A 23262-nucleotide genomic window follows, 5' to 3' on the forward strand; every position below is an offset into this window, starting at 1 on the left:
AGCCTCTGCAGGTTGTGAGTGCCCGTACCCGAGTCGCCGTCGTCTATGGCGGACGCAGCTCCGAGCACGGGATTTCCTGTGTTTCCGCAGGCAGCATCCTGCGTAATCTCGATCCCGAGCGTTTCGAGGTGGTCGCCGTCGGCATCACTCCGGATGGTTCGTGGGTGCTGACCGACGGCAGGCCCGAGACGTTGGCCATCACCGGTGGCCAGTTGCCCGCCGTTGCCGACGGTACTGCGCTCGCGTTGACCGCGGACCCGGTGCGCCGCGGTGAGCTGTTGTCCCTCGGCGAGGGGGCCGGTGCCGTGTTGGCCGCCGTCGACGTCGTCTTTCCGGTACTGCATGGCCCCTACGGCGAGGACGGCACCATCCAGGGCCTGCTCGAACTCGCCGGTGTGCCCTACGTCGGGGCCGGTGTGCTGGCCAGCGCCACCGGGATGGACAAGGAATTCACCAAGAAGCTTCTCGTCGCCGACGGCTTGCCGATCGGCGACCACGTCGTGCTGCGGCCGCATCATCAGACCGTCAGCCTCGATGATCGTGAGCGACTTGGCCTTCCGGTCTTCGTGAAGCCCGCCCGCGGAGGCTCGTCGATCGGGGTGAGCCGGGTGACGGCATGGGATCAATTGCCCGAGGCCATCGCCGAGGCGCGCCGTCACGATCCGAAGGTGATCGTCGAGGCGGCGATCATCGGCCGCGAGGTCGAATGCGGTGTACTCGAATTCCCCGACGGCCGCGTCGAGGCCAGTGAGATCGGTGAGATCCGGGTCGCCGGCGTGCGCGATCGTGAGGACACCTTCTACGACTTCGCCACCAAATATCTGGAGGATGCTGCCGAGCTCGACGTGCCGGCCAAGGTCGACGACGATGTGGCCGAGACCCTGCGCGCGCTGGCCATCAGAGCGTTTCGGGCCATCGACTGTCAGGGGCTGGCGCGAGTGGACTTCTTCCTCACCGAGGACGGTCCGGTGATCAACGAGATCAACACGATGCCGGGCTTCACCACCATCTCGATGTATCCGCGGATGTGGGCGGCCAGCGGGCTGGATTACCCGACACTGCTGGCGACCATGGTCGAGACCGCGGTCGCGCGCGGCACCGGCCTGCGCTGATCAGCGCGCCGGAGCCGGATCCGGCTGCTGGGCGGGCATGGTCCGCGCTATCGCCTTGGAGATGAGCTGGATCGGCGTCGGACCCGAGCCCGACGGCAGGGTCAACGCGACATAGGTGGCGCGATCGACGGCGAACCAGGTGCTGACCCCGTCCTGGCTGACCTCGAACCACTGCACCTCGTCGACCACCTGCACCGGTGTGCCGACCCGGAAGTCGACCGGTCGTTCCAGGCCGCACCGCATGATGACCGGATCCTCCGACGGTTCGGCACGCCATGCCGCCGCGCCTGCAGGCACCGGTTCGACGGCCTCGGCGCGCCGGTAGTCGCCGAGCTGTTCTGGCAACGCCTCCATCAGGGCGGTGCACTCGTCGGACTCGGCCTGCGGTGCCGGCGCCGCGGCGATCGCCACCGGCTTCTCCTCCGGCGCGGCCTGTCTGGTGGCCGCGAAGGTCAGCAGCACGATCACGGCGGCGACGGCGACACCCACGGCGGCGATGATCAGCGAGCGGGGCGGGCCGTCGTGGTCATCGGAGTCACTCACAGCGGTAACTCTATGGCTGTCCACCCGCGGCGATCGGACAGGTCAGCGTCCGGGTGATCCCGGCCACTTGTTGGACCCGGTCGACCACACCGCGCTGCAGCTCGTCGTGGCTGTCGGCGCCGATGCGCGCCACCACGTCATACGGACCGGTGACGTACTCGGCCGAGATCACCCCGCTCAGACCGATCAGCTGCTTGGCGACGACCTCGGCGCGACCCACCTCGGTCTGTATCAGCATGAACGCCTCCACCACGGCCGTGGCCCTCCGTTTCCCTAGACTCAAGCAGGCAACAAACGTACCGCAGGTGACGCCGTGGAACAGGGCGCTGAACTTCAGGCAGGACGGTGAGATGACCGACAACGGGCCGACTCTGGCACAGGTCGGCGAGTTCGGGGTGATCGACCGGCTGGTCGCCGACCGGCGCCAGCCACCCGCGGTCACGCTGGGTCCCGGCGACGATGCCGCTGTCTTACACGGCGCGACCGCGGTGAGCACCGACATGCTGGTGCAGGATCGGCACTTCCGGCTGGACTGGTCGCGGCCACACGACATCGGCCGCAAGGCGATCGCGCAGAACGCCGCCGATATCGAAGCGATGGGTGCAGTACCGACGGCGTTCGTGGTCGCGTTCGCCGCTCCGCCGGAGACGCCGGCCGCTGCCGCACAGGAACTCTCCGACGGCATGTGGGAGGAGGCGCAGCGGTGCGGTGGTGGTATCGCCGGTGGCGACCTGGTCAGCGCGCCGCTCTGGGTGATCTCGGTCACCGCACTGGGCGACCTCGACGGCCGGAAGCCGGTGCGACGAGATACCGCGAACCCGGGACAGGCGGTGGCGGTGATCGGCGATCTCGGCACCTCCGCGGCCGGATATGCGTTGTGGCGCAATGGTATCGATGACCATCGCGAGCTGAGGGGTGCGCATCTCGTGCCGCGGCCACCTTATGGACAGGGACGGGTGGCCGCCGAAGCGGGTGCCACCGCGATGACCGATGTCTCCGACGGGCTGTTGGCGGATCTGGGCCATATCGCCGCAGCATCCGGTGTGGGTATCGCGTTGTCGCGGGAGTTGCTGCGCACCGATCACGACCGGCTTGCGGCCGCGGCGGTGTCGGTCGGCCAGGACGGTTGGGAATGGGTGCTCGGCGGCGGTGAGGAACACGCCCTGGCCGCGATCTTCGACGGACCCGTGCCGGCGGGCTGGCGTGTCATCGGTGAGACGACAGACGGCCCGCCGACGCTGTCGGTCGACGGCCTGCCGTGGCATGCAAGTGCGGGCTGGCAGTCCTACTGAGGAACAGACCCGCTAGTTTTGGGCCTCGTGACACCGCGCCCGCTGACAGATCTGGTCGAACCCGGTTGGGCGCGTGCGCTCGAGCCGGTGGCCCCGAAGGTGACCGAACTCGGAGATTTCCTGCGTGCCGAACTGGCCGCCGGCCATCAGTACCTTCCGCCGGGGGAGAACGTCTTGCGGGCGTTCACCTTTCCGTTCGACGCGGTTCGGGTGCTCATCGTGGGCCAGGACCCGTACCCGACGCCGGGGCACGCCGTGGGCCTGAGTTTCTCGGTGGCACCCGATGTCCGACCGGTCCCGCGCAGCCTGGTGAACATCTTCACCGAGTACGGTGCTGATCTCGGTTATCCGGTACCCGCCACCGGGGATCTGAGCCCGTGGGCCGAACAAGGCGTGATGCTGCTGAACAGGGTGCTGACGGTGCGTCCCGGCGCACCGGCTTCTCATCGCGGGAAGGGCTGGGAGGCGGTCACCGAATGTGCCATCCGGGCGTTGGTGGCGCGGCCGCAGCCGCTGGTGGCGATTCTGTGGGGCCGTGACGCGGGCACGTTGAAGCCACTGCTCGTCGAGGGTGGCTGCGGGGTCATCGAATCGGTGCATCCGTCACCGCTGTCGGCGTCACGCGGGTTCTTCGGCTCGAAACCGTTCAGTCGCACCAACGAGCTGCTGACCCAACTGGGCGCCGATCCGGTGGACTGGCGACTTCCCTAGCGACGGTGTGGTGCAGACACGACATCGTCCCACCGCGTCGAGGACGCGATGGGACGATGGATCGACAGGGGGGGTGCGGAACTAGCCGCGGGTGACCTTGCCGGCCTTCAGGCAGGAGGTGCAGACGTTCACGCGCTGCTTGTTGCCACCCGGACGCGCCACGGCGCGCACCGACTGGATGTTCGGGTTCCACCGACGACTGGTCCGGCGATGGGAGTGTGAAACCGACTTACCGAAGCCGGGGCCCTTTCCGCAGACATCGCACACGGCAGCCATGTGTAGAACTCCTCGTAATCAGTACTTGATGGGTCAACGACCGGGAGGGTGACCCGACAACCTGACCAGGATACCGGCCTCGGGAACGGATCTCCAAAACGCTGTCCACAGCCTGTGCAGATCACCGGTCCTGTCAGCGGCGATGACTATTCTGGCCGGCACGGTTCGGTGGATGTTCGGGAGGTGTACATGGCGGCTGGGCGGGTCGACGCATCGGCGTTGCGGCGGTGGGCCCATACCGCCGTCGCGCACCTGATCACTCATACCGACGAGATCAACCGCCTCAATGTCTTCCCGGTGGCCGACTCCGATACCGGCACCAACATGCTGTTCACGATGCGCGCCGCGGTCGCAGGCATCGAGGGGCGCGAGGACCTGGACCTGGTGGGCCTGGCGGGCCTGCTCGCCGATGGCGCATTGCGGGGCGCTCGCGGGAACTCGGGGGTGATCCTGTCGCAGATCCTGCGTGGTCTGGCCGACGTGACGGCCGAGGGTGGTCTGACCGAGATCGATGGACCCGCCTTCGCGATGGCGCTGCGCCGCGCCGAGGCGCTGGTGGTCGAGTCGATGGGGCAGGCGGTGCCGGGGACCATCGTCTCGGTGCTGTCCGCCGCGGCGGAGGCCGCAGAACAGCGCACAGCGGCGGGCGCCGCCGAGGCACATGCCGCGTCGGAGATCGCCGATGTGGTTGCCGCCGGCGCCGCTGCGGCGAGCGTCGCGTTGGATCGCACCACCGATCAACTCGACGTGCTGGCCGAGGCGGGGGTGGTGGACGCCGGTGGTCGGGGGCTGCTGGTACTGCTGGACGCGATGACCGCCATCCTGTCGGGGACCGCCCCCGCTCGTGACACCTACCGACCCGCCACCATGGCCGAGCCGGCGCACACCGATCCGGCACCGCCACGGTTCGAGGTGATGTATCTGCTGACCGGTTCGACGGCCGAGGCCATCGACACGTTGCGTGCAGCGTTGGACGCGCTGGGGGATTCGGTGGCCATCACCGCCGGGCGCAACGGTGCGCACTCGGTGCATGTGCACACCGATGACGCAGGCGCAGCCGTGGAAGCGGGCCTGGTGGCCGGGATGCCCAGCGGTATCCAGGTGACGTTGCTGACCGGTGCTCGGCCGGTCGCCGCGGGAAGTCAGGACCGTGCGGTGCTCGCCGTCGTCGACGGCGATGGCGCGGCAACGCTGTTCGGCGGCGAGGGCGCCCGGGTGCTGCGGCCCGAGGACGGCCGACCGATCAGTGCCCAGCAATTGCTGCGCGCCCTCGTCGAGGCCGATGCCGCGCAGATCATGTTGTTGCCCAACGGGTTCATCGCCGCCGAAGAATTGGTTGCGGGTTGTACCGCGGCAACGGGGTGGGGGATCGACGTTGTCCCCGTCCCGACCGCGTCCATGGTGCAGGGCCTGGCGGCATTGGCGGTGCACGATATCGGCCGCCACGGCGTCGACGATGCCTACACCATGGCTCGCGCGGCTGCCGGCGCGCGGCACGGGTCGGTGCGGATCGCCACCGAAGACGCGCTGACGTGGGCCGGTTCCTGCAAGACCGGCGACGGCCTGGGCATCACCGGTGACGAGGTGTTGATCGTCGGCCGAGATGTGGTGGCTGCCGCGGCCGGGCTCATCGATCTGTTGTTGGCGTCCGGCGGCGAACTGGTGACCATACTGATCGGCGCCGGTGTCGACGACGGTGTGGGCGACAGGCTGCGGGAACACGTTCGCCGCCAGCACCTGGGCGCGGAATTGGTCAGCTACCGCACCGATCACGACGGTGACGCACTGTTGATCGGGGTGGAGTAACCATGGTCGCGCTGTCGGACCTGTTGTCCCACGTGCTCGGGACCAAGGCCGCCACCTCGCTGGAAGAGGCGTTCGGACTGCGCACCGTCAACGACCTGCTGCGGCATTATCCGCGCAAGTACAGCGACGGTATCAACGTCCGCGAGGAGGGGGAGCAGATCGAGCTCGAGGAGGGCACCCATGTGACCTTCGTCGACACCATCACCAAAACCGATGTGCGGCCGATGAAAGCGCAACACGGTAAGCGGCAGCGCAAGCTGCTGCGCGTCACCCTCGGCGACCGGAATCCGCCGATCACCGCGACGTTCTTCAATGCCGATTATCTGATCAACAGCCTGGTCGAGGGCACCCGGGTGATGCTGTCCGGCGAGATCGGCTACTTCCGCAACACCGTGCAGCTGTCGCATCCGGCGTTCTTGATCATCGATTCGCCCACCGGGCGCACCATCGGCACGCGGTCGTTCGCGAAGATCGCCGAGGCGTCGGGACAGTCCGGCGACGATGTGCTGGCGGCATTCGAGAAGGACTTCTTCCCTATCTACCCGGCCACCAAGAAACTTCAGAGCTGGGATATCTACGCCTGTATCAAACAGGTGCTCGCTGTCCTCGATCCCGTTCCCGAGGTGCTGCCCGAATCGATACTCGACAGGTGGGATCTGATCTCCGAGGACGCCGCGCTGCGAGCGGTGCACCTCGCCGAGAACGCGGCCGAACGTGCCGCCGCCCACGAGCGGCTGACCTATGACGAGGCCGTCGGGCTGCAGTGGGCTCTGGTGTCACGGCGCTACGGCGAACTCGGTGAGACCGGACCGTCGGCCCCGGTCCGCGGTGACGGTCTACTGGCTGCCCTGCACAAGCAGTTGCCCTTCGAACTCACCGGCGGGCAGCGCGAGGTCCTCGGCGTCATCTCCGATGAGTTGGCCGGGACGCGGCCGATGAACCGGATGCTGCAGGGTGAGGTCGGATCGGGTAAGACCATCGTCTCGGTCCTGGCCATGCTGCAGATGGTCGACGCGGGAATGCAGTGCGCATTGCTGGCGCCCACCGAAGTTCTTGCTGCGCAGCATTATCGGTCGATCCGTGATGTTCTCGGACCATTGGCCATGGCCGGTGAACTGGGTGCCGCCGACGACGCGACCGGGGTCGCCCTGCTGACCGGCTCGATGTCCACGCAGCAGAAGCGGCAGGCCCGTGATCAGATCGCGTCAGGAACGGCCGGGATCGTGATCGGCACCCACGCTCTGATCCAGGAGTCGGTCGAGTTCTCCCGGCTCGGCATGGTGGTGGTCGACGAACAACACAGGTTCGGTGTCGAGCAGCGAGATCGATTGCGGGCCAAGGCCACCGGAGGCATCACGCCGCACCTGTTGGTGATGACGGCCACCCCGATCCCGCGCACGATAGCGCTGACCGTATTCGGGGATCTGGAGACCTCCACCCTTCGGGAACTGCCGCGCGGCCGGCAGCCGATCGCCAGCAACGTCATCTTCGCCAGGGACAAACCGGCATGGCTGGACAGGGCATGGGCGCGGATCACCGAGGAGGTCGCGGCCGGCCGGCAGGCGTACGTGGTCGCCTCGCGAATCGACGAGGAGCCCGACAAGAAGAACGCCTATGAGCATGGTCCGCCGCCGATCACGGTGTTGCAGATGCTGGACCGGCTACGCAGTGGTCCGCTGGCCGGTCTGCGGCTGGGCCTCATGCACGGTCGGCTGTCCGGTGAGGAGAAGGACGCGGTGATGTCGGCGTTCCGCGCCGGCGAGATCGATGTACTGGTGTGCACGACGGTGATCGAGGTCGGCGTCGACGTGCCCAACTCCACCATGATGGTGATCATGGACGCCGATCGGTTCGGTATCAGCCAGTTGCATCAGCTGCGCGGTCGTATCGGGCGCGGCAAGCACCCGAGCCTGTGCCTGCTGGTGACCCGGATGCCGGAGAGCTCCAAGGCCGCCGAGCGGTTGCGTGCGGTCGCCGGAACCCTCGACGGTTTCGCGTTGGCCGATCTCGATCTGCAGGAGCGTCAGGAAGGTGACGTGCTGGGCCACAACCAGTCCGGCCGGCTCACCACACTGCGTTTCCTGTCGTTGGCCGAGCATCTCGACATCATCCAGGAGGCACGTAGCTTCTGCGAACAGGCGTATCTGGACAACCCCGACCAGGGTGGCCTGGCGGTGCTGGCGGCCCCGTTCTCCGACACCGATCGCGTTCAGTATCTGGACAAATCGTGAAGCGGGTGGCGTTGCTCGCCGCAGGCGTCGCGCTGACCGTGCTGGTCGCCGTGCAGGTCGGTACCGAACCGGGTGCGGGCTCTTCCCGTTTCGTCGCCGAGGCCGATACGCCGACGCTGGCGCTCGGCGCCGATGTCCTGGCGGGCGTCACCGAGATTCCATCCCGGGTGCGCGGACACGATTACCGCCGCGACGCCTTCGGTGAGTCCTGGGATGACGACAACGACGCACCCGGCGGTCGCAACGGTTGCGATACCCGCAACGACATCCTCGATCGCGATTTGATCGAGAAGTCCTACGTCTCGATCAAGCGTTGTCCGACCGCGGTGGCTACCGGTACGTTGGTCGATCCTTATACCAACGAGACCATCGCGTTCGTGCGTGGCAACCAGATCGGTGCCTCGGTGCAGATCGACCACATCGTGCCGTTGGCGTTGGCCTGGGATCTCGGTGCCAGGAATTGGCCGGATGATCTGCGACTGCGGTTCGCCAATGACCCCGCGAATCTGATCGCCGTCGCCGGTGGCGCCAATCAGGACAAGGGTGACAGTGAGCCGGCGGTGTGGATGCCGCCCAACCGCGCGTTCTGGTGCCAGTACGCGGTGCAGTTCGCCGAGGTTCTGCGTGGTTACCGGTTGCCCGTCGATATGTCCTCGGCGCGGGTGTTGCGCGAGGCGGCGGCGACCTGCCCGATCGGCTAGGACGCGCCGGTTTCGGGTCGCCGAAACACACCGTCAGGCGTCGCGACAAACATTCTCAGGAACCGCGCGTGTCCCGTTCGGCTGACCAAATTCAGTTGCGTGGGCTCCCAAAGTTGTTGTTGTAGAACACCTTTGAAAAGTCCCAGGTTGCACGCCGGGGCGGCCTGGGCTAACCTCGTCTGCAGCGAAGGGGAGTAGCCCCCAATCGGGTGATCGACATACTGGACCGCCGGCAATTGGCCGGACGTCCCGGTCATCTGGACCGACGACAGTCGGTGGACGAGACCTTCGGCCGTATGAAGCCAATTGATGGCTGCCGGCCGGAGTGCACTGCTCTCCACGGCAGCCTGTGATCTGGGAGGTTCGCGTGCTGTCCGCCTTGGTGCTCAGCTTTGCCGTCATCTTCATCGCCGAGCTCGGTGACAAAACCCAACTGGTGGCGATGACATTCGCGTTGCGATACCGGTGGTGGGTCGTGCTGGCCGCGATCACCGCGGCGACGACTGTCGTGCATGTGCTCTCGGTGGCGATCGGGCACTATCTGGGTGCGGCACTCCCCGGGCACCTGCTCGGCCTGATCGCGGGTGTGATGTTCATCTTCTTCGGTGCCTGGACGTTGCGCGGTGACAAGCTCAGCGATGAAGAGGCCAGCGTCGCGCAGCGGGCCACCGCGCCGGCGTTCTTCGTGGTGACGTCCGCCTTCTTCCTTGCCGAGCTCGGTGACAAGACGATGTTGGCGACGGTCACCTTGGCCGCGGACAACAACTGGGCGGGCGTGTGGATCGGGTCGACGCTGGGAATGGTGGTCGCCGATGGCCTGGCGATCATCGTCGGCGCGGTGTTGGGTAAGCACCTGCCGGAGCGGATCATCCAGATCGGAGCCGCAGCCCTGTTCCTGGTGTTCGGTTCCTTCATGGTGTTGGAGAACGCCTTCCCGGCGGCATCGGTGATCGTCGTCGCCGGCGGCACCGCAGCGATCCTGGTGGCCACCGTTCTCGCGCTGCGCGCATTGCCGGAGCGGCTGCGGCCCGCGGTGCTACGTCGTCCGGCCGAACCCGCCCGCGACGAGGACGAGACACCCACCAGCGCGCGCTGACCGCGTGCTGCGGCGCTTCACTCGGTGAGGTTCCGAATGAGTGTCCAATGGTTGCCGTTGTGGTCGCGACGATAGGACAGCTCATCGAGCACGCGGTGGGCGATCGCCAGGCCGCGACCATGTTCGGACATCTCGTCGGGCATCCGCGGCTGGTGCACGTCGATGGGCGCGGGGTGGCCGTCGTCGGTGAAGATCGTGCGTATCGCGCCCGAGGACAGCTCGACGGTCATCCGTAGATGAACCGGGCTGCCATCACCGGAGTGCTCGATGATGTTGGCCCCGATCTCCCCGGCGGCCAGATCCATGTGCAACCGCACCATGTCCGGGATGTCCGGGTGATCCGACCACAGCGCGTCCAGGGTCTGCTGGACGGCGGCCAGGGTGTCGGGCCCGGTGACGGTGTCCAGGACGAACTTCTCAGGTGTGGTCATCGAAGGCACTCTCGGCCTCTGCATGGGCGCGCAGCACGCGATTGAGGTTGGTCAGCTCCAAGACCGAGGTCACCTGCCGGGACGGCGCGGCGATGCGAAGATCGCCACCTGCCTGGCGGGCGACCTTCAGTCCGGATATCAATGCTCCGAGTCCGGAGGAGTCGATGAAATCGACGCCGCTGAGGTCGACGACCACGCGGGTGTGCCCGTCCTCGACCAGCGAGTGAAGCTGTTTGCGCAGACCTGGTGCGGCCACCATGTTGACGCGGCCGGTCGGGAGGCAGCCGGGACCCCAGTCGCGCACATCCGGATAGATTGGACCGAGGTAGCCATCCAGCAGTCGGATTGAGGTGGGCATGCAGCAGCGCGGTCTGGGAGATCTCGAAGCGACGGTCATGGACCGCGTCTGGGCGTCCGCTGACGGAGCCACCGTCCGCGACATCTTCGAACAGCTCGCCGATGCTCGCCAGATTGCCTACACGACAGTGCTGTCCACGATGGACAACCTCTACCGCAAGGGGTGGGTCCGCCGGGACCGCGAGGGTAAGGCATACCGGTACTGGCCGACCATGACGCGCGAGGAGCGTTCGGCGCAGTTGATGCGTGCGGCGTTCGACTCCGGCGGCAATGCCGAGGCGGTGCTGGCCTTCTTCGTCGACCAGATGTCGGCGGAGGAGTCGGCGCAACTAAGGGCCGCGCTACGACATGCGCCGAAGCGGCCGCGATGACGATTGCGGCGTATCTGCTGGCCTATGGCGCGGTACTGATCTGGGCGGCGCCGGCGTTGCTGCACAAGCTGACCGGCGCGGGACTCAATCCTCGACTCGGGGTGGCCGCCTGGCTCACCGCCATCGCGGCGGTGGTGTTGGCCTGGTCGGTCTCGGTGCTGGTGATCGTGAGCGCGGCGGTCAGCGGACTACCCGGCTCGGCGACGATCGTGTTGTGCCTGGAGATGATCGGTGTGCCGGAGCGGTCGCTGACCCCCGGGTCGACGAGTCTGGCTCTACTGATCGTTGCCGGTGCGGTGATCTCGACGATGGTGGGGATCAGGGTGGCTCGCGCGGTGGCAGGCTTTCGGGCGCGCAGCGCCGAACATGCCCGAGCCGCCCGCATCATCGGCACGCCGACCGACCGGCAGGACGTCTTCGTCATCGACGCCGACCGCGCCGCGGCGTACTGCGTCGCCGGCCGTCCGCACGCCATCGTGCTCACCACCGCCGCGGTGCACGCCCTGGATGAGGCTCAGCTGGGTGCCGTGCTCGCCCACGAGCAGGCGCATCTGGCCGGACGCCATCACCACCTGCTGATGGTCTTGCGGGCGCTGTCGCACAGTCTTTCCCGGCTCCCGCTGTTCACCCGTGGTGTCGGCGCGGTTGCCGCGCTGTTGGAGATGTGCGCCGACGACACCGCGGCGCGCAGGCACGGTCGCGGGGTTTTGATCGCCGGGATGGTCAAACTCGCCGGTCCCGCGCCGGTTGGCGGGTTGTCCGTCGGCTCCCACGCCGTCCACGCCAGGGTTGCCCGACTGCGCGAGCCCGCCGGAGCCCTGACTACCGGCTGCCACCAGATCCTCACGGTGGCGGTCATCGCGGCGACCGTGTGCGCGCCGGTGCTGATCAATCTGTTGTGTCAGCACTGATCACAGGTTGGCGTTGCCCGCCTTCCACTGCGGCCACGGAATGTTCCAGTCGCCGAGTCCGTCGGTACCCGACAGGGTCGGCCCGACAGTGTTGACCACCTCGACGATATCGCCGCGTTTGGTGTTGTCGTAGAACCACTTCGCGTTCTCTGTACTGGCGTTGAGGCACCCATGGCTGACGTTGGCGTACCCCTGGCTGCCCACCGACCACGGGGCCGCGTGCACGAAAATCCCGCTGTAGGACATCCGCGTGGCCCAGTTCACCTCCGTGCGATACCCGTCCGGTGAGTTGACCGGGACGCCGTAGGTCGACGAGTCCATCACCATGAACGGCAACCGTTCGGCGACGATGTACACCCCGTTGTCGGTGGGGGTGGCGTTCTTACCCATGGATATCGGGATCGTCTTGGCCACCGCACCGTTGATGCGCACGGTCAGCGACTTGGTGCTGTCGTCGGCGATGGCGATGACCTCATCGCCGATGGTGAACCGGCTACTGACATTGTCCTGCCCGAACAGCCCGTCACCCAGATCCACGCCATAGGTGCGCACCTGAACCTCGACCTCGGTACCGGGCTTCCAGTATTCGGCTGGGCGCCAGCGGACCTCGCGGGAGTTGAGCCAATAGAACGCGCCTTCCACCGGTGGGTTGGTGGTGACGGTGATGGCTTCCTGGGCGGCCAATCGATCCGGGATCGGTTCGTCGAAGCTGACCGCGACCGGCTGTCCCACCCCGACCACCTCACCGTTGCCAGGTATCACATACGGCATGGTGAGGTTCTGCGGGGAATGCGTCTCGAACTTCGCCGTGGTGGCGGTGCGACCGCCGAGGCCGAGCGCCTCGGCGTGCAGTGTGTACTGACGGTTGTAGCCGAGCGGCTCCGCCGAACGCCAGCTGACCCCGTCGGGACTCAGCTCACTCTTCACGACCCGGCCCTGTTCGTTGACCAAGGTCACGTTGTCCAGCACGCCGGCCTCGGCGCGCACCGTCACCGGTGTCTCGACCGGAACACCGATCGCGCCGTCGTTGACCGACATGCGTAGTTCGGGCACCAGCAGATCGCCGTAGGGAGTGCCCTTTTCGGCAATCGTCTCCGGTTGCGCCACCGGTGCCGGCCGGCTGCCGCAGCCGGTCATGCCGATGACCACAGCGCACAGCGTGAGCAGGCAGACAACCGCGCTCATGACGCTGCGCCGCCGCCCGGTGGCCTGGACTCGTCCCATGGCTCTAGTTCCCGTCCGCTCGTCTGGGGTTGCGTTACCATCCTACGGACTTGGTACGTAGATGCAGGTCCGGCGTGTGCGCCGGTGCCGGTGGGGGAGGTGTGGTGCTGAAGACCCCGATAGGCCGGACGCTGTTGACCGCTGCCGTGGTCATCATCGTCGCCGCCAGCGGCATCTCCATGTTGGTGCTGTGCACCGGCGAAGGGCCGGAACGGCTGCCGTCCGCCACCGGTGGTGTGGAGGTGGTCCGCCCCGACAGTCACCGTCTCGACGATCCACCCGACGCCACGGTGACGTTCGTCGAATTCCTGGATTTCGAATGCGAGGGATGCCGGGCCGCGTACCCGATCGTCGAGCGGTTGCGCACTGAGTACGGCGATCGGGTCGAATTCGTGTTGCGGTACTTCCCGCTTCCGGGCCACGTCAACGCCGAACGTGCGGCCCGCGCGGTCGAGGCGGCCGCACGTCAGGGTCGTCTGGAGGCCATGTATCGCATGATGTATGAGACCCAGCCGCAATGGGGCGAACGTCCGACGCCCGCCGATGACGTATTCCGCGGCTTCGCCGAGCAATTGGGCCTGGACATGGCCCGATTCGACAGTGACTATGTCGACCCCGAGACCGCCCGGCGGATCCGTCGGGATGTCGAGGATGGTGTGGCGCTCGGCGTGCACGGCACGCCGACGTTCTTCATCGACGGTCAGCAGATTCCTGTGTACCGGACCGAAGATCTCCGCGAAGCGCTGGAGCGTGCACTTGACTAGGGCGCCGCGCACCGTGTCTGTGTTGCGTCGTGTCGTGATCGTGCTGCTGTCGCTGATGTTGATGGCGTCGACCGAACGGGCGGTGGCGTCGGCGGACTGCCCGGCCGGGGAAGCGCAGTGTGCCCTGCGTGAGCGCCTGGTGGCCGCCGAGAACTATCTGGTCGACCGGCCCGGCACGGTCGGATTCGTGTTGCGAGACAGAGCCACCGGCGCCAAGTACCGCAACGCGAACGCCGCCACACCCATCTGGACGGCATCGACGATCAAGCTGGCGATGGTGGCCGACCTGTTGTCGCGAGAACAATCGGGAACGGTGCGCCTGACGGCCACCGATCGCGAGCAGATGGTCGCAATGCTCCGAAACTCTGACAATGCTGCCGCCGACGCACTGTGGTCGGAGTACGGCGGCGCCGCAAACGTCTTCAACGCCAACTTCCCGCGCTACGGCATGACCGGGGTCCGGCCGCAGCCGGGGTTCGGCGACGTCTACCCGTACTGGGGATTCCAAAAGAGCACGGCCGACGATTTCGACGCCCTGATGAATTACGTCCTCGACAAGCTGAGCCCGGCCAATTCCAGCGCCGTGGTGGCCGAGATGCAGCGTGTGGAGGGCGCTCAGCGGTGGGGTGTGTGGGGCGCCGGTCCGGCGATGGCGCCAGGAGCGAAGAACGGTTGGTCCCAGGAGCAGGGCGGCTGGGTGGTCAACAGTGTCGGCTTCGCCGGGCCACGGCAGCGCTACACACTGTCGATCATGAATGCCCTCGGCGGCGAGGGCGGCTACGACGACGGCGTCGAAACCACCACGAATCTGGCGCGAATTCTGCTGTCTCCGTAGCGCTTACGGCGGGTAGACCTGCTTGATGCTGCCGTCGGGGTTCAGCCTCAAGAAACCGGTGCCCGGCTCGGTCGAATGGATGATCAAGTCCAGGCCGCCGCCTTCGGCGCCTTCGATGATCAGGTAGCTGTCCGAGCCGACCGGCGCACCGGTGTGCTGCGGCGCATTCCCGAGGACATCGGCGACGGCGGCCGTATTGATCTGACCGAGGTCGACCAGGATGTCGAAGGCACTGGTCGACGTCGTCGGGCCCCATTCCTCCCAGCCGTCGCCGCGATAGGTGAAGCTGTCTTTGGCGTTCGCGTTCGTCGGGGTGGGCCTGTCGTACACCGCGTGGCCGGGATAGACCACCAGCGAGAAGCCCATGGTGTCACCGAACTTGCCCCGAATGGTCTGCAGCAGTCCGTCCAGTCCCTTGGCGTCCTGGAGTTTCGGCGTACTCGCCGCCGTCGAGGTTGTCGTGGATGGAAGAGTCGGTGGGACAAGCGTATTCGTCGGTGTGTTGCGCCTATCGGTTGTGGCAGGGGAACTCACCTGCTGGCTCGCGTTCGACGCGCTGTCACCCCGGGTTGCCAGCAGAACTGTCGCGGCGATGACGACGGCGGCGAGCAGCGCGACCGGGACCAGCACGGCCGGTCCGCGCCACCATGGTCGCGCAGCAGCGGCCGGTTGCCACGCCGGTGCGGCCGGCCACGATTGCGGGGGAGCGGGATGCGGTGGTGGCCAGTGGGTCGCCGCGGTAGGTCGGTAGGAGGCGGCCGGTGCGGCGATCGCGGCACGGGCGGCGCCGGCGAGTTCGATCGTGGTCGCGTAGCGATGTTCGGGACTCTTGGCCATCCCGGTCGCGATGACCTGATCCAACAAGGCCGGGACCCCGGGTTGCAGCATCGACGGTCGGGGTGGTGGCAACGTGAGATGACCGGTGATCTGACGTTCGGCGCTGTCACCGGGAAACGGTTGGCGCCCGGTCAGGCATTCATGCAGGACGCAGGTGAGTGCGTAGATGTCGGCACGGGCGTCGGCGCTGTCGGTCGACAGTCGCTCCGGCGCCATGTACGCCAGGGTGCCGATCGTGGAACCGGTGCTGGTCAGCTTCGTGCCATCGGCGGCTCTGGCGATGCCGAAATCGATGAGGTAGGCGAAATCTGCGGGGGTCACCAAAATGTTGGACGGTTTGACGTCGCGATGTACCAGCCCGACGGTGTGGGCGGCATGTAGTGCCGCGGCGATCTGTTCGGTGATGCCGACGGCCCGATGCGGCGGCAGCGGGCCCGCTTCGAGTAGTTCCTGTACCGTCCTGCCCTCGATCAGTCGCATCGTGACATACAGTCGCCCGTCGATCTCGCCGAAGTCGTGGATCGGGACGATGTGTGGTTCGTCCAACCCGGCCGCCACCTGTGCCTCGCGGCGGAACCGCCGTTGGTAGGTGTCGTCATCGGCGAGGTTGGGAGGCAGCACTTTCAGAGCGACCCATCTGTTCATCGCGGTGTCGTAGGCCCGCCACACTTCGCCCATGCCGCCGCGGCCCAGCATGGTCGCCAGGCGATACCGACCGAACGGGGTCCCTTCGTGCACGCGATAACCCTAGAGGACAGCGGCGCGGCTCAGTCCGGGCTCTGCGTCTGTTGAGCGGCGACCGCTCCACCGAGCCAGCGGCGCAGGAAGTTTCGTTGCTCCTGTGGTGTCCTGTCGGTATTCGGTGCGACGAAGAACGACAGCATGGTGCGCAGCGTGAACTCGACGAGTTCACCCAGGCTGGTGTCGTCGTATCCGTGTGCGGACCAGTCGACATCGAAGCGGTCGATCATCCGCATACCGATCGCGCGAGCTTCCGCGGAGGTGAGGGCGCCGCTGTGGTCGTGAGGATAGGACTCCGACAGCAGGATGCCCAGATGCGGTGTGCGGGTCACTTCGTCGAGGGTGAACACGGTGCCCTCGGTGATGGCCTCGGCCGGGTCGTGGATGCCCTCGACCGCTGCGGAGAGTCGATCCAGGAAGGCGTCCACCGAGGCCATGGCCACCGCGTGCATGAGCGCGTCGGAGGTGGGGAAGTAGCGGTACACGGTCTGGCGGATGATGCCCAACGAGTTCGCGACGTCGGCGAGGGAGATCGCCGTGCCGGTCGAGCTGACCAGTTCGACGGCGGCGGTGACGATTCGCCGGGTGGCCTCCTCGTCACTGTGCGGGGGATCGCCGCCCCAGCCGCGCCTGCGCGCCATCGGCACCTTCCTCTCGGCATGGCGACGCTAGCACGCCAGAGTCAACATACAGTCAGACGAAAGTGCGTATGATTGTGTGATAGCTTCACGCGGTGACCGATCTCCAGGTGCGCAAGATGCGCTTCGCCTTCGCCGACTACGACGTGCCGTTTCTGTGGAATGAGACCAATCCCGCCTTCTCGGCGATGGCCAACGCCGTCTCCTTCTTGGCCATCGCCTTCGAGAAGATGATCGTCAGCACCATGGCCGAGGCGAAACCGTTGCTCGCCGACTCACCGATCGCCGACGAGGCGGACGCGTTCGTCCGGCAAGAGGGTCAACACTCGATGGCGCACCGTCAGCACGCCCGGGGCCTGATCAAGGCCTACCCGGCGCTCAAGGAAACCCTCGACCAGGTCATCGCCGCCTTCGACGATCTCGTCGCGAACAAGCCGTTGAAGTACCGGTTGGCCTACACCGCCGATCTGGAGGCCACGTTCACCCCGGTGTTCAAGCTGATGCTCGACAACGACGACACCCTGTTCGCTCCCGGCGATGACCGGGTGGCCTCGCTGTTCCTGTGGCATTTCGTCGAGGAGGTCGAGCACCGCAGCTCGGCGCTGATCATCTACAACGATCTGGTCGGCGATCCGTGGTACCGCGCACGGGTGGCGCCGTCGATCTTCAAGCATGTGATGGACGTGGTGCGGATGGCGTGCGACGGTTTCAACCGGCATCTCCCGCTGGAGGTGCGCAAGGTCGATGCGGTGTCGACCTTCGCTCTTGAACGGCGAAAGAATGCTCTGCTCAGGCGCATCGGTCGCCGACCCGACTACGGTCCGCTGCAAGCGCCGTTCCCGCATCTGGGTTTCCGCGAACAGCTGGCTGCCCTGGTGGGTATCGTCCGCAGTCAGATTCCCGGCCACGATCCCACCCATGAGAAGTTGCCGGTGCTGGCCGACGAATGGTTCAGACGCTATGACGAGGGATACGACGTGACGCAGTGGTACACGAGTAAGAAGGCCTCCGCCGATGTCTGATCTGTGTCGACCGACCTTCGAGCAGCTCGCCGAGCGGTTGGGCTTCAGCTGCGCGGAGGCCGGGGGCCTCGCCGAGGTGCGTAACCCGCTGGCACTGGAGAATTGGACGCTGCCGGTACTGGAGCTGACGATCATCATCGGGGCCGTGCTGGCGCTGGCCTATGCGGTGATCCGGCTGCGTCGCCACGGTGATGCGACGAACCTCGTGTTGTGGTTCGGCGCCATCGCCTACCTGCTGATCATCGAACCGCCGCTGTACTTCCCGGCCGCATTCGGCATCGAGGAACACATCGACACGATGTTCGCGCACAACGTCTTCACGGTCGAATTCCTGTGGGGCAGGCTGCCCCTCTACATCGTGGCGATCTATCCGTTGATGGCCACCATCGCCTTCGAGATCGTGCGCAACCTCGGTGTCTTCCGCCGCTACGGAACCCTGGTCGGCGCGATATGCGTCGGCTTCGTCCACCACGCCTTCTACGAGATCTTCGACCACCTGGGACCGCAGCTTCGCTGGTGGGAATGGACACTGGACCATCCGATGAACCAGCCGTTCTTCGCGTCGGTGCCGCTGCCCAGCGTGGTGGTCTTCGCTGCGCTCTGGCCGATGTCGCTGGCCTTCTGTGTCCAGTTCTTCGTCGGCAGGCATGTCGACCGCGGCCGGCGCTTCACCGGCGGCCAGATCGTCTGGCGCACCGTCGTGGTGGGTCTGCTCGCGTCGGTGGGCACGGTATTGCTACCTGCTCCGGCGACGGTCATCGGCTCATTCACGAACGTCACGGTGATGGGTGTCGTGTACGCGTTGGAGTTGTCGGTGATCACCGTTGTCGCGATCCCGGTGCTTTTCAAGCAGTGGCAGCGGCTGCGCAACACCGCCGCCTCCGCCACTGAGGCGCGTTACGTGAATCCGCCGATGATTCGTTACGGCGTGCTGTATTTGGCGGTGATGGCAGTCCTATGGGCTACCGCGCTGCCTGAGTACTTCTCGGCAGTGGATGGCGTCACCACCAATGGTGATCCCACGGGCAGCCTCGTCTACACCATCGTGTGCTTCGTCATCGCCGGCCTCAGTGCCGCTGCCGCACTGACGGTTTCGTCGGTCCAGCCGGCCAGGGATCTGACGACTTCGGCGCGCTGACGATCGCACAGCGATCGTCAGCGCGCCGAAATCAGACGAGACTAGGTCCCGGTGTAAGTGGCCGGGTCCGGGCGGTACCGGGTGCCGTCATCGAGTCCCGTCAACGCCGCGAGATGCTCCTCGGCCAACACGAAGTCCAGTACGTCGAAGTTCTCCGCGATGCGTTCGGGCTTGGCTGAACGCGGGATCACCACGTTGCCCAACTGCAGATTCCACCGGATCAACACCTGCGCCGGGGTCTTGTCGTACTGCGCGGCCACCTCGGTGACGGTCGGGTTGTCCAACAACTTGCCGACACCCAGTGGGCTGTAGGCCTCGGTCACGATGTTGTGTTCGGCATGCGCGGCACGCTGTTCGGTCTGCACCAGTTGGGGGTGCAATTCGATCTGATTCACCGCGGGGGCCACATAGGACAGGTCGATGATGTTGGTCAGGTCCTCGGGTGTGAAGTTGGCGACACCGATGGAGGTGGCCAACTTGTCCTCGCGAACCCGCAGCAGTCCGCCCCAGCTGTCGACATACTTGCCGGTGTCCCCGCCCGGCCAGTGGATCAGATACAGGTCGAGATAATCGACCCCGAGCCGTTCCAGGCTGGCCTTGGCCGCGTCCTGAGACGCCTGGAAGCCCTGATCTTGGGTGGCCAGCTTGGTGGTGAGGAAGATCTCGGCACGCGGGATGCCCGACGCGGCGATGGCACGACCCACGCCGGCCTCGTTCCCGTAGGCAGCGGCGGTATCGATAAGCCGGACACCGATTTCCAGCGCCGCGGATACCGCGCGCTCGGCCTCATCGTCGGTCAGCTCGCCCACCCCGATTCCGAGAACCGGAATCGTGTTCTCGTCGTTCAAGCCGATACTGGGCACAGCTGCTGCCGATGTCATGTCCTACCTATCCCGTGAAGTTGAAGGTGCGTGGGTCGGGACCCAACCGAGTGCCGTCATCGAGAGATCCGATGGACGCAATGTCCTGCTCGGTCAACTCGAAGTCGAACACGTCGAAGTTACTCGCTATCCGATCGGGGTTCACCGACTTCGGGATGACGATATTACCCAGCTGTAGATGCCATCTGATCAGCACCTGGGCTGGTGTTTTGCTGTGTGCCTCGGCAATCGCGGTGACCGCCGGTTCGCTGAGCAGACCGCCCTGGCCCAGTGGGCTCCACGCCTCGGTGGCGATGCCCAACTCGGCGTGCAGGTCGCGCAGCTCCTGCTGCGGAAGCCGGGGGTGCAGTTCGATCTGATTGACCGCGGGCACGATCCCGGTGGCGTCGATAAGTGTGCGCAGATGCTCGGGCTGGAAGTTACTGACGCCGATGGAGCGGACGCGGCCCTCGTCGCGCAGCGTGGACAACGCCTTGAAGCTCTCCACGTAAAGGTTGATCTCGGGCAGCGGCCAGTGGATCAGGTAGAGATCGACATAGTCCACGCCGAGGCGTTGGGCGCTGGCATCGAATGCCCGCAACGCCTTGTCGTAGCCTTGCTCGGAGTTCCACAACTTGGTGACCAGGTAGATGTCCGCACGGGGCACGCCCGAGGACACGAGACCCTCGCCGACCTCGGTTTCGTTCTGATAGGCCGCGGCGGTGTCGATGTGGCGATAGCCAGTCCGCAGCGCACTTTCGACGGCGAGTCTGGTGTCCTCGGGTGGGGTCTGCCAGACTCCCAACCCGACCGCGGGGATGGAATGTCCGTCGTTGAGCAACCGTGTGGGATATGAGGGGGCAGTCATGGAAACGAGTCTGCCAGCGCGGCCGAACCCGAGCCCGCTGCGATTGAAGGCCGCCACCGTGGCGAGCCGGGTGTCGGTGCCGCTTCTAGCGCGCATCCCGGATCCCGTGAAGAGACTGCTGATGGGCCGGCGCAGCGTCGTCATCGACGGCAACACCCTGGACACCAGCCTGCAATTGCTCCTCAACGCGCAGCGCGCTTCGGGTATCGGCGGCCTTGTGGCCTGCGATGATGTGACCGTCGCGCGCACCCAGCTCGACGCCGCGTCGGCCGCCTTCAAGGCCGACATCGTGGTGCCGACCGACGACTTCTCCATCGCCGGACCGGCGGGCCCGATCGCGCTGCGGCACTATCGCGGTGAGGCGGGCGCACCGCTGCTGGTTTTCCTTCACGGTGGCGGCTTTGTCGTCGGAAGCCTGGCCACCCATGACGGGTTCTGCCGTCGCATCTGCCGTGATGCCGGCGTGCACGTGCTCGCCGTCGACTATCGACTGGCGCCCGAACACAAGGCACCCGCCGCGGCCGAGGACTGTTACGCCGCCTACTCGTGGGCACTGGAACATGCCGCGGAGCTCTGCGCGGACCCCGACCGGGTCGCCATCGGCGGCGACAGCGCCGGTGGCAATCTCGCCGCCGTGGTCACTCAAATTGCCCGTGCCGCCGGCACCAGGATGCCTGTGCTGCAACTGCTGATCTATCCGATGGTCGATCCGGTGGGTGAAACGGTCTCGCGCTCGCTGTTCGCCGAGGGCTTCTTCCTGACCAAGGCCGATATCGACTGGTTCGATCACCACTATGTGGCCGGTTCGGGTGTGGCCCACGACGACCCGCGGGTGGCACCGCTGCACGCCGCCGACCTGACCGGACTGTCGCCCGCGCTGGTGGTGACGGCCGGTTTCGACCCGCTGCGGGACGAGGGCAGGGCCTATGCCCGGGCGCTCACCGCCGCGGGGGTGCCGGTGGATCACCGTGAGTACGGCTCGCTGGTGCACGCGTTCATCAATTTCTTCCCCCTGGGCGGGGACAGTGAACTCGCCGTCGTCGACCTCACCTCGGCGCTACGGGCGCATCTGAGCCGGTAGGCTGCATCCCGTGGCGAACAAACCGAAGAAGCAGGCCAGTTACGACTTGAAGGCCGCTGACCGCAAGCGCAACCTTCTCGTCCAGATCGGGCTGACCTCGGTGGTCGTCCTGTTCGCGGTGGCACTGGTGCTGTGGATCGTGCTGAACGGGGAGACCAACCCCGAGGCCGGTGAGGCACGTGCGGTCCGCGTCGAATCCAGCCAGGTGGTCCGCAACGACGACGGTGTCGACCCCAAGGTCGTGCTCTCGGTGTACGAAGATCCGCTCTGCCCGCACTGCGGAGCATTCGAGAAGGCCTTCGGATCGACGATCAACCAGCTCATCGACAAGGGCGTGATCGCCGTCGACTACTACATGGTCGGCATCCTCGACAGCGCCGGGAACCAGAACTACTCCTCTCGTGCCAGCGGTGCGGCCTACTGCGTCGCCGACGAATCCGTCGAGGCGTTCCGCCGCTTCCACGGCGCCCTCTACGCCCAGCAGCCCTCGGAGGTCGGCGGCTCGTACCCGACCAATGCGCAACTGATCGAGACCGCCAGGCAGGCCGGCGCCGCCGGCAAGGTGCCCGAGTGCATCGACAAGGAGCGCTACGTCAAGATGGCCGGCGGCATGGCCGCGGCCACCAAGATCAACGCCACACCCACCGTGCGGATCAACGGTGAGGACTACCAGTACAGCACCCCCGAAGCGCTGGTCGCCAAGATCAAGGAGATCGTCGGCGACGTCCCGGGTCTGGCCGCGGCATCGTGACCGCCACCGCCGATCTCGACACGGCTGAGTCTCCGGTCGAGCCGAGCGGTGTGCGCAGATCCAGCGCCATCGGGGTGCTGATCGCCGGGGTGCTCGGCCTGGCCGCGGCGGGTGCGCTGACGATCGAGAAGATCGAGATCCTCATCGATCCGAGCTACGTCCCGTCGTGCAGCCTGAACCCGGTGCTGTCCTGCGGATCGGTGATGACCACTCCGCAGGCTTCGGCCTTCGGCTTCCCCAACTCGTTGATCGGCATCGTCGCGTTCACCGTCGTCCTGGTCACCGGCGTACTGGCGGTGTCCAGGGTGTCGCTGCCGCGCTGGTACTGGGTCGGTCTCACGGTCGGCAGCGCGCTCGGCGTCGTGTTCGTCCACTGGCTGATCTTCCAGAGCCTGTACCGGATCGGGGCGCTGTGCCCCTACTGCATGGTCGTCTGGGCGGTCACCATCCCGTTGCTGGTGATGGCCTCGTCGATCGCCCTGCGCGCCGAGACCGCCACCGGTGCCGGGCGCATCCTCTACGACTGGCGATGGTCGCTCGTGGCGCTGTGGTTCACCGCCGTCGTGCTGCTGATCCTGGTCCGCTTCTGGAACTACTGGTCGACGCTGCTGTAACCGGCCACTCACAGTCCGGGGATATCCCGCGGTGAGCTAACTGCAGGTCAG

At 66.4% G+C, this 23262-nt stretch carries 26 protein-coding genes; 16 read left to right on the plus strand and 10 right to left on the minus strand.

The features are described 5' to 3' along the window. The first annotated feature begins 14 nt into the window (after positions 1–14). Positions 15–1112, plus strand: coding sequence for a D-alanine--D-alanine ligase family protein (locus PGN27_RS23465; RefSeq protein ID WP_335328267.1), 1098 nt, complete (start codon positions 15–17; stop codon positions 1110–1112). Here PGN27_RS23465 and PGN27_RS23470 read toward each other — a convergent pair whose 3' ends face one another. Both PGN27_RS23470 and PGN27_RS23475 read right to left on the minus strand, forming a co-directional pair. Next, positions 1113–1655, minus strand: coding sequence for a DUF3515 domain-containing protein (locus tag PGN27_RS23470; RefSeq protein ID WP_335328268.1), 543 nt, complete (start codon positions 1653–1655; stop codon positions 1113–1115). It lies immediately after the preceding gene. Between the two features lie 10 nt (positions 1656–1665). Continuing rightward, the gene (locus tag PGN27_RS23475; RefSeq protein ID WP_335328269.1) at positions 1666–1908 is read right to left on the minus strand and encodes an Lrp/AsnC ligand binding domain-containing protein; all 243 of its coding nucleotides are present in this window, start codon (positions 1906–1908) and stop codon (positions 1666–1668) included. A 97-nt stretch (positions 1909–2005) separates the two neighbouring features. Between PGN27_RS23475 and PGN27_RS23480 the strand changes: the two genes are divergently transcribed. Then, positions 2006–2947, plus strand: a complete 942-nt coding sequence (locus tag PGN27_RS23480; protein ID WP_335328270.1) for a thiamine-phosphate kinase — start codon at positions 2006–2008, stop codon at positions 2945–2947. Positions 2948–2974: 27 nt separating this feature from the next. Continuing rightward, entirely contained in the window at positions 2975–3658 is a 684-nt protein-coding gene (locus PGN27_RS23485) for a uracil-DNA glycosylase (protein WP_335328271.1), read from the plus strand. Between the two features lie 81 nt (positions 3659–3739). On the opposite strand, the gene rpmB is transcribed toward PGN27_RS23485, so the two are convergent. After that, positions 3740–3934 (minus strand): 50S ribosomal protein L28, encoded by a 195-nt coding sequence (gene rpmB / locus PGN27_RS23490; protein WP_030135717.1) that lies wholly within the window; start codon positions 3932–3934, stop codon positions 3740–3742. A 189-nt stretch (positions 3935–4123) separates the two neighbouring features. Here rpmB and PGN27_RS23495 point away from each other — a divergent pair, with 189 nt between their 5' ends. The 4 genes from PGN27_RS23495 to PGN27_RS23510 all read left to right on the plus strand — a co-directional run bounded on the left by PGN27_RS23495 (position 4124) and on the right by PGN27_RS23510 (position 9768). Continuing rightward, the gene (locus PGN27_RS23495) at positions 4124–5740 is read left to right on the plus strand and encodes a fatty acid kinase ATP-binding subunit FakA (RefSeq protein WP_335328272.1); all 1617 of its coding nucleotides are present in this window, start codon (positions 4124–4126) and stop codon (positions 5738–5740) included. A gap of 2 nt (positions 5741–5742) precedes the next feature. Further along, positions 5743–7971, plus strand: coding sequence for an ATP-dependent DNA helicase RecG (gene recG / locus PGN27_RS23500; RefSeq protein WP_335328273.1), 2229 nt, complete (start codon positions 5743–5745; stop codon positions 7969–7971). Continuing rightward, complete coding sequence (locus PGN27_RS23505) at positions 7968–8672, plus strand: HNH endonuclease family protein (RefSeq protein ID WP_335328274.1); 705 nt, start codon at positions 7968–7970, stop codon at positions 8670–8672. Before recG ends, PGN27_RS23505 begins: the two co-directional genes overlap by 4 nt. 367 nt (positions 8673–9039) lie before the next feature. Further along, the gene (locus PGN27_RS23510; RefSeq protein ID WP_335328275.1) at positions 9040–9768 is read left to right on the plus strand and encodes a TMEM165/GDT1 family protein; all 729 of its coding nucleotides are present in this window, start codon (positions 9040–9042) and stop codon (positions 9766–9768) included. Between the two features lie 17 nt (positions 9769–9785). Here PGN27_RS23510 and PGN27_RS23515 read toward each other — a convergent pair whose 3' ends face one another. Together PGN27_RS23515 and PGN27_RS23520 are read right to left on the minus strand one after the other, a co-directional pair. Beyond that, positions 9786–10199, minus strand: a complete 414-nt coding sequence (locus PGN27_RS23515) for an ATP-binding protein (protein ID WP_335328276.1) — start codon at positions 10197–10199, stop codon at positions 9786–9788. Next, complete coding sequence (locus tag PGN27_RS23520; protein ID WP_335328277.1) at positions 10186–10557, minus strand: STAS domain-containing protein; 372 nt, start codon at positions 10555–10557, stop codon at positions 10186–10188. Before PGN27_RS23520 ends, PGN27_RS23515 begins: the two co-directional genes overlap by 14 nt. On the opposite strand from PGN27_RS23520, the gene PGN27_RS23525 reads away from it, so the two are divergent. Both PGN27_RS23525 and PGN27_RS23530 read left to right on the plus strand, forming a co-directional pair. Then, on the plus strand, positions 10556–10927 hold the full coding sequence (locus PGN27_RS23525; protein WP_335328278.1) for a BlaI/MecI/CopY family transcriptional regulator: 372 nt from the start codon (positions 10556–10558) through the stop codon (positions 10925–10927). The two genes, PGN27_RS23520 and PGN27_RS23525, sit on opposite strands and share 2 nt — an antisense overlap. Next, positions 10924–11838 carry a M56 family metallopeptidase gene (locus tag PGN27_RS23530; RefSeq protein WP_335328279.1) on the plus strand — a complete coding sequence of 305 codons (915 nt, stop codon included), beginning with the start codon at positions 10924–10926 and terminating at the stop codon, positions 11836–11838. Before PGN27_RS23525 ends, PGN27_RS23530 begins: the two co-directional genes overlap by 4 nt. Here PGN27_RS23530 and PGN27_RS23535 read toward each other — a convergent pair whose 3' ends face one another. Beyond that, complete coding sequence (locus tag PGN27_RS23535) at positions 11839–13062, minus strand: L,D-transpeptidase (protein WP_335328280.1); 1224 nt, start codon at positions 13060–13062, stop codon at positions 11839–11841. Between the two features lie 104 nt (positions 13063–13166). Between PGN27_RS23535 and PGN27_RS23540 the strand changes: the two genes are divergently transcribed. Further along, positions 13167–13826, plus strand: coding sequence for a DsbA family protein (locus PGN27_RS23540; protein ID WP_335328281.1), 660 nt, complete (start codon positions 13167–13169; stop codon positions 13824–13826). Positions 13827–13881: 55 nt separating this feature from the next. Beyond that, positions 13882–14661, plus strand: a complete 780-nt coding sequence (locus PGN27_RS23545) for a serine hydrolase (protein ID WP_335328836.1) — start codon at positions 13882–13884, stop codon at positions 14659–14661. A gap of 3 nt (positions 14662–14664) precedes the next feature. On the opposite strand, the gene PGN27_RS23550 is transcribed toward PGN27_RS23545, so the two are convergent. Beyond that, complete coding sequence (locus PGN27_RS23550) at positions 14665–16236, minus strand: serine/threonine-protein kinase (protein WP_472850856.1); 1572 nt, start codon at positions 16234–16236, stop codon at positions 14665–14667. A 29-nt stretch (positions 16237–16265) separates the two neighbouring features. After that, positions 16266–16880 (minus strand): TetR/AcrR family transcriptional regulator, encoded by a 615-nt coding sequence (locus PGN27_RS23555; protein WP_335328282.1) that lies wholly within the window; start codon positions 16878–16880, stop codon positions 16266–16268. Between the two features lie 92 nt (positions 16881–16972). Here PGN27_RS23555 and PGN27_RS23560 point away from each other — a divergent pair, with 92 nt between their 5' ends. Next, complete coding sequence (locus tag PGN27_RS23560) at positions 16973–17899, plus strand: metal-dependent hydrolase (protein WP_335328283.1); 927 nt, start codon at positions 16973–16975, stop codon at positions 17897–17899. Then, a complete protein-coding gene (locus PGN27_RS23565; protein WP_335328284.1) occupies positions 17892–19037 on the plus strand; it encodes a hypothetical protein in 1146 nt (381 codons plus the stop codon). Before PGN27_RS23560 ends, PGN27_RS23565 begins: the two co-directional genes overlap by 8 nt. A 41-nt stretch (positions 19038–19078) precedes the next feature. On the opposite strand, the gene PGN27_RS23570 is transcribed toward PGN27_RS23565, so the two are convergent. Together PGN27_RS23570 and PGN27_RS23575 are read right to left on the minus strand one after the other, a co-directional pair. Continuing rightward, positions 19079–19918 (minus strand): aldo/keto reductase, encoded by an 840-nt coding sequence (locus PGN27_RS23570; RefSeq protein ID WP_335328285.1) that lies wholly within the window; start codon positions 19916–19918, stop codon positions 19079–19081. Positions 19919–19925: 7 nt separating this feature from the next. Then, positions 19926–20765: an aldo/keto reductase gene (locus tag PGN27_RS23575; protein WP_335328286.1), complete on the minus strand. Its 840-nt coding sequence runs from the start codon at positions 20763–20765 to the stop codon at positions 19926–19928. Between PGN27_RS23575 and PGN27_RS23580 the strand changes: the two genes are divergently transcribed. Genes PGN27_RS23580 through PGN27_RS23590 form a run of 3 tightly spaced genes read left to right on the plus strand, consistent with a single transcriptional unit; the run spans position 20764 to position 23211 of the window. Then, positions 20764–21846 (plus strand): alpha/beta hydrolase, encoded by a 1083-nt coding sequence (locus PGN27_RS23580; RefSeq protein WP_335328287.1) that lies wholly within the window; start codon positions 20764–20766, stop codon positions 21844–21846. The two genes, PGN27_RS23575 and PGN27_RS23580, sit on opposite strands and share 2 nt — an antisense overlap. Positions 21847–21856: 10 nt before the next feature. Continuing rightward, the gene (locus PGN27_RS23585; RefSeq protein ID WP_335328288.1) at positions 21857–22597 is read left to right on the plus strand and encodes a DsbA family protein; all 741 of its coding nucleotides are present in this window, start codon (positions 21857–21859) and stop codon (positions 22595–22597) included. Further along, entirely contained in the window at positions 22594–23211 is a 618-nt protein-coding gene (locus tag PGN27_RS23590; RefSeq protein WP_335328289.1) for a vitamin K epoxide reductase family protein, read from the plus strand. Before PGN27_RS23585 ends, PGN27_RS23590 begins: the two co-directional genes overlap by 4 nt. Positions 23212–23262 lie beyond the last annotated feature (51 nt).

Origin of the sequence: Mycolicibacterium neoaurum (assembly GCF_036946495.1) — a bacterium.
GTDB lineage: Bacteria > Actinomycetota > Actinomycetes > Mycobacteriales > Mycobacteriaceae > Mycobacterium > Mycobacterium neoaurum_B.

Excerpts from the sequence above, each read along its gene's own strand:
- PGN27_RS23535 (WP_335328280.1), bottom strand. The coding sequence starts at position 13,062 with ATGGGACGAGTCCAGGCCACCGGGCGGCGGCGCAGCGTCATGAGCGCG.
- PGN27_RS23570 (WP_335328285.1), bottom strand. The coding sequence starts at position 19,918 with ATGACATCGGCAGCAGCTGTGCCCAGTATCGGCTTGAACGACGAGAAC.
- PGN27_RS23515 (WP_335328276.1), bottom strand. The coding sequence starts at position 10,199 with ATGACCACACCTGAGAAGTTCGTCCTGGACACCGTCACCGGGCCCGAC.
- PGN27_RS23530 (WP_335328279.1), top strand. The coding sequence starts at position 10,924 with ATGACGATTGCGGCGTATCTGCTGGCCTATGGCGCGGTACTGATCTGG.
- PGN27_RS23555 (WP_335328282.1), bottom strand. The coding sequence starts at position 16,880 with ATGGCGCGCAGGCGCGGCTGGGGCGGCGATCCCCCGCACAGTGACGAG.
- PGN27_RS23480 (WP_335328270.1), top strand. The coding sequence starts at position 2,006 with ATGACCGACAACGGGCCGACTCTGGCACAGGTCGGCGAGTTCGGGGTG.
- PGN27_RS23495 (WP_335328272.1), top strand. The coding sequence starts at position 4,124 with ATGGCGGCTGGGCGGGTCGACGCATCGGCGTTGCGGCGGTGGGCCCAT.
- rpmB (WP_030135717.1), bottom strand. The coding sequence starts at position 3,934 with ATGGCTGCCGTGTGCGATGTCTGCGGAAAGGGCCCCGGCTTCGGTAAG.
- recG (WP_335328273.1), top strand. The coding sequence starts at position 5,743 with ATGGTCGCGCTGTCGGACCTGTTGTCCCACGTGCTCGGGACCAAGGCC.
- PGN27_RS23580 (WP_335328287.1), top strand. The coding sequence starts at position 20,764 with ATGGAAACGAGTCTGCCAGCGCGGCCGAACCCGAGCCCGCTGCGATTG.
- PGN27_RS23545 (WP_335328836.1), top strand. The coding sequence starts at position 13,882 with ATGTTGATGGCGTCGACCGAACGGGCGGTGGCGTCGGCGGACTGCCCG.
- PGN27_RS23525 (WP_335328278.1), top strand. The coding sequence starts at position 10,556 with ATGCAGCAGCGCGGTCTGGGAGATCTCGAAGCGACGGTCATGGACCGC.
- PGN27_RS23520 (WP_335328277.1), bottom strand. The coding sequence starts at position 10,557 with ATGCCCACCTCAATCCGACTGCTGGATGGCTACCTCGGTCCAATCTAT.
- PGN27_RS23565 (WP_335328284.1), top strand. The coding sequence starts at position 17,892 with ATGTCTGATCTGTGTCGACCGACCTTCGAGCAGCTCGCCGAGCGGTTG.
- PGN27_RS23575 (WP_335328286.1), bottom strand. The coding sequence starts at position 20,765 with ATGACTGCCCCCTCATATCCCACACGGTTGCTCAACGACGGACATTCC.